Origin of the sequence: Sulfuricaulis sp. (assembly GCF_049587675.1) — a bacterium.
GTDB lineage: Bacteria > Pseudomonadota > Gammaproteobacteria > Acidiferrobacterales > Sulfurifustaceae > Sulfuricaulis.
In genome coordinates this window covers 1-5,931 of the sequence record NZ_JBAVEJ010000201.1, presented here as the reverse complement: position 1 = coordinate 5,931, position 5,931 = coordinate 1, and the positions used below count along the sequence as shown (strand labels likewise).

The following is a 5,931-nucleotide window of genomic DNA, read 5'->3' as shown; positions in this document are numbered from 1 at the left end:
GGCACCAGCACCAGCACCAGCACCAGCACCGGCACCGGCACCAGCACCAGCACCGGCACCAGCACCGGCACCTACCGCTCAGTGCGGCGACGGACTGGCCGCGCAAGACTTGGCGGGCCAGTGCCGTGCAGTCGCGCCCACCATGGGCGCGCTCGAAGCGAGCGACGGAACCAACGCGGCTCTGGTATCGGTCAAGTCGCTCGCCGTACCGCAGACTGTCTCGCGCATGCTGCAGGTTAGTTGGCAGCCGTTCGGTAATGACACAGCGAGTTACATGGTGTACTTCGGCAATACCGCCGATAACGCAAACGTTTTAGTTTCCGACCTGCCCACGAACTCCGGTCTCTTGGATCCTAGCGCCCCGACCGTGACCTACGACTCGGCTCGCGATCTCGGCTTGTACGCCAGCGATACCGTCTGCTTCCGCATCGACGCTTACGATCTGGCGCGAACGCTTGTCGGCCAAGTTTTCCTCGGTTGTTCAACAGTGTAGCTTACTGGTCTGTTTTCTTTGCAATACACCGCTCTATCCGGTTTACACCGCATTTCGGGGTTGTGTTGAATTTCCCGCTGGTTATAGATTATCCGAGAGTCATCCATTACATGATCTTATTCGTTGTGGATCAGTCGTTCGATTTCTTGACGACATCCGAATTACACATACATCGATGCTGTTGAATACCTGCAACATATAATTGATCGACCGGTTGAGCTCGCAGTCGATAACCGACATTGAGCACCTCCATTTCTGTCAGCGCGGAATTGAACCGCCGTACTACCTGCTACCGTTTAATCTCTGAGGCAACGTGCCAAACCAGAATTTGTCGTCCATGGCCAGGAACTGCTCGACGGGCATATAGTGAGAACCGTCACAGGAGAAGGTGAGCCCCACCATGCCGTTGAACACGTTGAGAGAGCCGGAACGCAGGTAGATGTTATCGTCCGCATCGCGCAATACTTTGAAACGCTCGAACACGGGGCGCACGTGGGCCAGAGGCACGACGGTCTGCTCCGCATAGGGCCGGCTCGGATAGGCCAGGCAGATCGAGGGATCGAAGATTTCCTCGAATACGTGAACGCGGTAGCGAAACGGATCGTCCGTCATCCACAGCGTGGCGCGCGAACTTGAAAAATGCAGCTTGGCGTGAAACACGCCGCGATCACAGATCAACTCATCCATGATGGCGATCACGTCGTCGAGCCGCTCGTCCATCGCGCTCATAACCCGCGACTGTTGAAACAGGGCATCGCGAATCGCGGGGTCGCCCTTGATCTGTCGCCATGCGCTCTGGCCCGACGTATTGCGTCGCTCGAGTTGAGGCAGGTCCCGCAGGTAATAATCCGCCGCAATGAACCCGAGCACAGACGAACCGTCCGTTACTGCTTGGACGGCGGTGATGCAGGAGCGCCGTTCGGGCGGACAGAGATACACGTCGGACAGCAGAAATCCCTTATAAGGTATCGCGTTTGACAAATAGGGACGGTGCGCGAGATTCTGACCGTATTTATCGCGGTCAATCGCGTGCCGGCCGACGTTGGAACTGATCTGCCTGCCGTGCGTATCAATCGCATAAATGAGTTTGCAAACAGGCATGTCCACCAACGCCGCGCGCAGAATCTCATCCAGCCGGTCGCGGTCGCGCCACAACTTGACGCATTGTCCGGCCAGCATGGCCATAGGCGACTCCAGGCGCGAAGCCAGGATGGCGCGTTGCGCTTTGATGGCCTCATTCAGCCATGTCATATTTGATCTTTCCCGGAAGACAAGTTTTTCCCATGAAATACATGCAATTATCATGCTAGCTCATTCATTCATATGACAAGCTTGTGACGGGGAAAAATTAAAAATGATTAAACGGCGGAATCGTATGAGAAATGTGCAGTAACGGAGCAAGGCGGCAGCAAAAGCAATAAAGTAATTTTGAACGCAAGAGATCCGTTGCTTCTCTTCTCCTGCACCACACCAGTGCGCTGACGCATGCACACGCACCATAACGGTGAGCGATTATCGTTAGTGGATCGAGGCGGGTGGTGGTCAGCCGTTCAGGCCGTCGTCTTCACGATTTCGGCGCCCTGCCCCTTGATATGCGGCGCAAAATTGAAAGCATCGGAGAAGCAGCGGTCCTCCGCCATGCCCTTTTGCAGAAAAGCGGAATGCGCTGACTCGACCATGCCCACCGAACCGCAGGCATAGACCTCGCATCCCGCCATGTCCGGGAAATCCTGCAAAATGGCCTCGTGTACCGTTCCCACGCGACCGGTCCAGCCTGCGCCAGGCGCCGGCTCGGACAGTACCGGGATGAATTTGAAATTGTCGTGCTCTCGCGCCCACCGCTCGGGCAACTCCTTCATGTAGAAATCCGCGGTCGTCTTCACGCCCCAGTAGAGATACATCGGTCGCTTCAGGCCGGCGTGGAAAGCGTACTCCACCATGCTCTTCACCGGCGCGAAGCCGGTGGAACCGGCAACGAAGATAATCGGGCGGTCGCTGTCCTCGCGCAGATAAAACGAACCCAAGGGTCCCTCGCAGCGCAGGGTGTCGCCCACCTTCATCGCGTTGAAGACGTAGGTCGTGAACGCGCCGCCGGGCACCAGCTTGACGTGTAGTTCGATCATCTCGGCTTCGTGCGGCGCGGTGGCGAAGGAAAACGCGCGCCGCTCGCGGTCCTCGAGCACGATATTAATGTATTGCCCGGCATGAAACCGGATGGGTTCCGGATCGAGTGGCTTGAGCAGCACGCGCATGACGTCGTCGGTGAACCGTTCCAGGCTTTGCACGCGCGCCATGAAGGTCCGGATCGGGATGTCGCTCACGGCGCCGATGTTCTCGCACTCAAGATCCAGATCGGACAGCGGCGTGGCGCAACACATCAGCACCTTGCCGGCGCGTCTTTCATCCTCCGTGAGCGCGCGCTCCTGATGCACGCCCTGATCCACCGTGCCTTGCAGCACGGCGCACTTGCATACGCCGCATCCGCCGCTGCGGCATTCGAAGGGCAGCGCGATGCCGGCGCGCAGTCCGGCTTCAAGAATCGTCTCGCCCGGCCTGGCTGCCACCGTCGCGTCGCCGGGACGAATGGTGAGCCGGAATTCCTTGCCCGCGCGCCGGCGTTGCGGCGGCAACCACGGCAACAGCGCCAGCAGGACGGTGCCGCCGATCACGAGCCACCATAAATGTTTCGGCGACCAAGCGTAGATCAGCGGATACATCAATAGATAAAACCAGTCGAGCTTGAGCGATGTGACCACCGTGTCCAGGTTCGCCGGCCCCTGGCTCCACACCGGCCACAGCAGCGTAAGCACGATCAACGCCGCCAGTAGCGGTACGGCCAGATACCGCGGCGGGTTGGTGGCGGCCTTGGCCACGCGTTGCGTGTGTATCCACAGGACCAGCAGCAAGATCAGCGAAATGCCGATGTGCATGAACGTCAGCAGCGAGAACAGACGATCGCTGACGCTGCCCTCACGCAGGAAGTTGCGCGCCATCGGTTCGGAAAACAGCGGCAGCCAGTCGAGCCATTCCGACGTGGCAATCGTGACGAATTGCGCCAGACGATCCCACGGCAGCATGAAGCCCACGATCCCGGAGGCGTACACCAGCCACAGGACGACGATACCCGTGGCCCATGAAAACCAGCGGAACCCGCGGTAGTGATCGAAGGCGAAGTGGCGCAACATATGAAGACCCATGGCCAGTACCATGCCGTCGGAGGCGTAGCGGTGCAGGCCGCGCATAACCAATCCGATATACCAGTGGTTGTGCGTGATATGCTCGACGGAGGCATACGCTTCTTTCACCCCGGTATCGAAGAAGGCGTACAGATAGACACCGGTCACCACCGCCACCCAGGTCATGAAATAGGCGATCGCACCGAGGTGATACAGGGGATTGAGCCGGTCGCCGAATATGGCGTTGAATATTTTCTCCAGGCGCAGAAACAACCACTGCCCGCTCAGCCGAAGGTATTTCATGCCGAAGAATTTCTCCCGGAACACCTGTCAATGGCGTACATTCGTATCAGGCGGGTATCGCACCAGCCTTGATTCAGGTCAACGGGCCGGCGGGATAAACCGCAAGCTCGGACGCGTAAACCGCATGGTTAGGGGGTCTGATTAAGTCCGTTCGTGGTGAGCCTGTCGAACCATGAACGGACGAATCGCCTGACATTTGCCGTATTTCCCGTTCACCCTTCGACAAGCTCAGGGCGAACGGGAAATTTGATTAGATATTCCTTAATGTTGCGGCACGAAAGCTCTATCGACAACTGATATGATTCGCTTTTATCACGTGCCGTGGCATCGCCCGCACCGTGAAATCCGGCGAATTGACCCCTTGGACGCCCTGCGCTAATTTAACCTTTCATTGCATATGCCTTTAGGAGCCCCAGTGGCGAAAAAATCCAGCACCCAACCCGACTTTGAAGCCGCCCTCGCGGAACTGGAAAAGATCGTGGAAAAAATGGAGTCCGGCGGACAGACGCTGGAAGAGTCGCTGAAATCCTTCCAGCGCGGCATCGAGCTGACGCGCGCCTGCCAGCAGGGTCTCAAGGATGCCGAGCAGCGCGTGGAAAAACTGGTAAGCAAGAACGGCGAACTGACCACTGAACCGCTGCGCAACGAAGACGAGTAATCCTGCTTTGCCCGCTTTTTCTGACCGCCTTAAGCGTTTCAAGACGCGCGTGGAAAGCGCGCTGGATACACGCCTGCTACCCGCCGCGACATCACCGTCGCATCTGCACGCGGCCATGCGTTATGTCACGCTCGACGGCGGCAAGCGCGTGCGCGCGAGTCTGGTGTATGCCGCAGGCCAAGCGGTCGGCGCGCCGGACAGCGCGCTCGATGTGCCGGCCTGCGCGGTGGAACTGATCCACGCCTACTCGCTGGTGCACGACGATCTGCCGTGCATGGACAATGACGATCTGCGCCGCGGCAAGCCGACCTGTCACAGGGCTTACGATCAAGCCACGGCGCTGCTCGCCGGCGATGCGCTCCAGTCTTACGCTTTCGAGATCCTGGCGAACGACCCGATGCTGACGGTCAGCGCGGCGCAACGCCTGCGCATGATCGCGCTGCTGGCGCAGGCTGCTGGTTCGCACGGCATGGCCGGCGGCCAGGCAATCGATCTCGCCTCCGGCGGCCGGACGTTGACGCTGGCACAGCTCGAGGACATGCATCTGCGCAAAACCGGTGCGCTGATCCGGGTTTCCGTCCTGCTCGGAGCGTTCACCCGCGAGGGCGTCGAGGAGGCAAAACTGGAAGCCTTTGAGAAATACAGTCGCGCGATCGGCCTCGCGTTCCAGATCACCGACGATATCCTGGACGTGGAAGGAAATGCGGCAACGCTCGGCAAAAAACCCGGGGGCGACCGCGAGCGCGGGAAACCCACTTACCCGCTACTGATGGGCCTTTCCGAGGCCAAGGCCCGCGCCAAGACACTGCACGCGCAGGCCCTCGAAAGCTTGGCGCCTTTGGGGGATAATGGCGGGCTGTTGGCCGAGCTGGCCGGATTTATCATCGAACGCCACCAATGACCAAAAAATCCACGTCCGACCGCCGCCTGCTCGAGACCATCGATGGTCCCGAGGATCTGCGGCGTCTGGACGAAACCGATCTTCCCGAGCTTGCCCAGGAAATCCGCGATTTTCTGATCGGCAGCGTGTCACGCACCGGCGGACACCTGTCCGCGGGTCTGGGCACGGTGGAACTCACCATCGCCTTGCATTACGTGTTCAATACGCCCGAAGACCGGCTGGTGTGGGATGTGGGCCACCAGACTTATCCGCACAAGATACTGACCGGGCGCCGCGAACGCATGGGCACGCTGCGCCAGACCGACGGCATTTCCGGTTTCCCGCGCCGCGATGAAAGCGAATACGACACCTTCGGCGTCGGCCACTCCAGCACCTCGATCAGCGCCGCGCTCGGCATGGC

General features: G+C 59.4%; 6 protein-coding genes. 4 read left to right on the top strand and 2 right to left on the bottom strand.

Annotated features, from left to right (window positions below; all coding sequences use genetic code 11):
- Positions 1–493, top strand: a 493-nt coding sequence (locus WB402_RS10485; RefSeq protein ID WP_424207617.1) for a hypothetical protein, incomplete at its 5' end; no start/stop codon positions are given.
- 282 nt (positions 494–775) lie between these two features.
- On the opposite strand, the gene WB402_RS10480 is transcribed toward WB402_RS10485, so the two are convergent.
- Together WB402_RS10480 and WB402_RS10475 are read right to left on the bottom strand one after the other, a co-directional pair.
- The gene (locus tag WB402_RS10480; protein ID WP_424207616.1) at positions 776–1,744 is read right to left on the bottom strand and encodes a hypothetical protein; all 969 of its coding nucleotides are present in this window, start codon (positions 1,742–1,744) and stop codon (positions 776–778) included.
- Positions 1,745–2,043: 299 nt separating this feature from the next.
- The gene (locus tag WB402_RS10475; protein ID WP_424207614.1) at positions 2,044–3,972 is read right to left on the bottom strand and encodes a 2Fe-2S iron-sulfur cluster-binding protein; all 1,929 of its coding nucleotides are present in this window, start codon (positions 3,970–3,972) and stop codon (positions 2,044–2,046) included.
- A gap of 415 nt (positions 3,973–4,387) precedes the next feature.
- Between WB402_RS10475 and WB402_RS10470 the strand changes: the two genes are divergently transcribed.
- From WB402_RS10470 to WB402_RS10460, 3 genes are all read left to right on the top strand, one after another.
- Complete coding sequence (locus WB402_RS10470; protein ID WP_424207612.1) at positions 4,388–4,630, top strand: exodeoxyribonuclease VII small subunit; 243 nt, start codon at positions 4,388–4,390, stop codon at positions 4,628–4,630.
- 7 nt (positions 4,631–4,637) lie between these two features.
- A complete protein-coding gene (locus tag WB402_RS10465) occupies positions 4,638–5,531 on the top strand; it encodes a polyprenyl synthetase family protein (protein ID WP_424207610.1) in 894 nt (297 codons plus the stop codon).
- On the top strand, positions 5,528–5,931 hold a 404-nt coding region (locus WB402_RS10460; protein ID WP_424207608.1), incomplete at its 3' end, for a 1-deoxy-D-xylulose-5-phosphate synthase N-terminal domain-containing protein. The genes WB402_RS10465 and WB402_RS10460, both read left to right, overlap by 4 nt.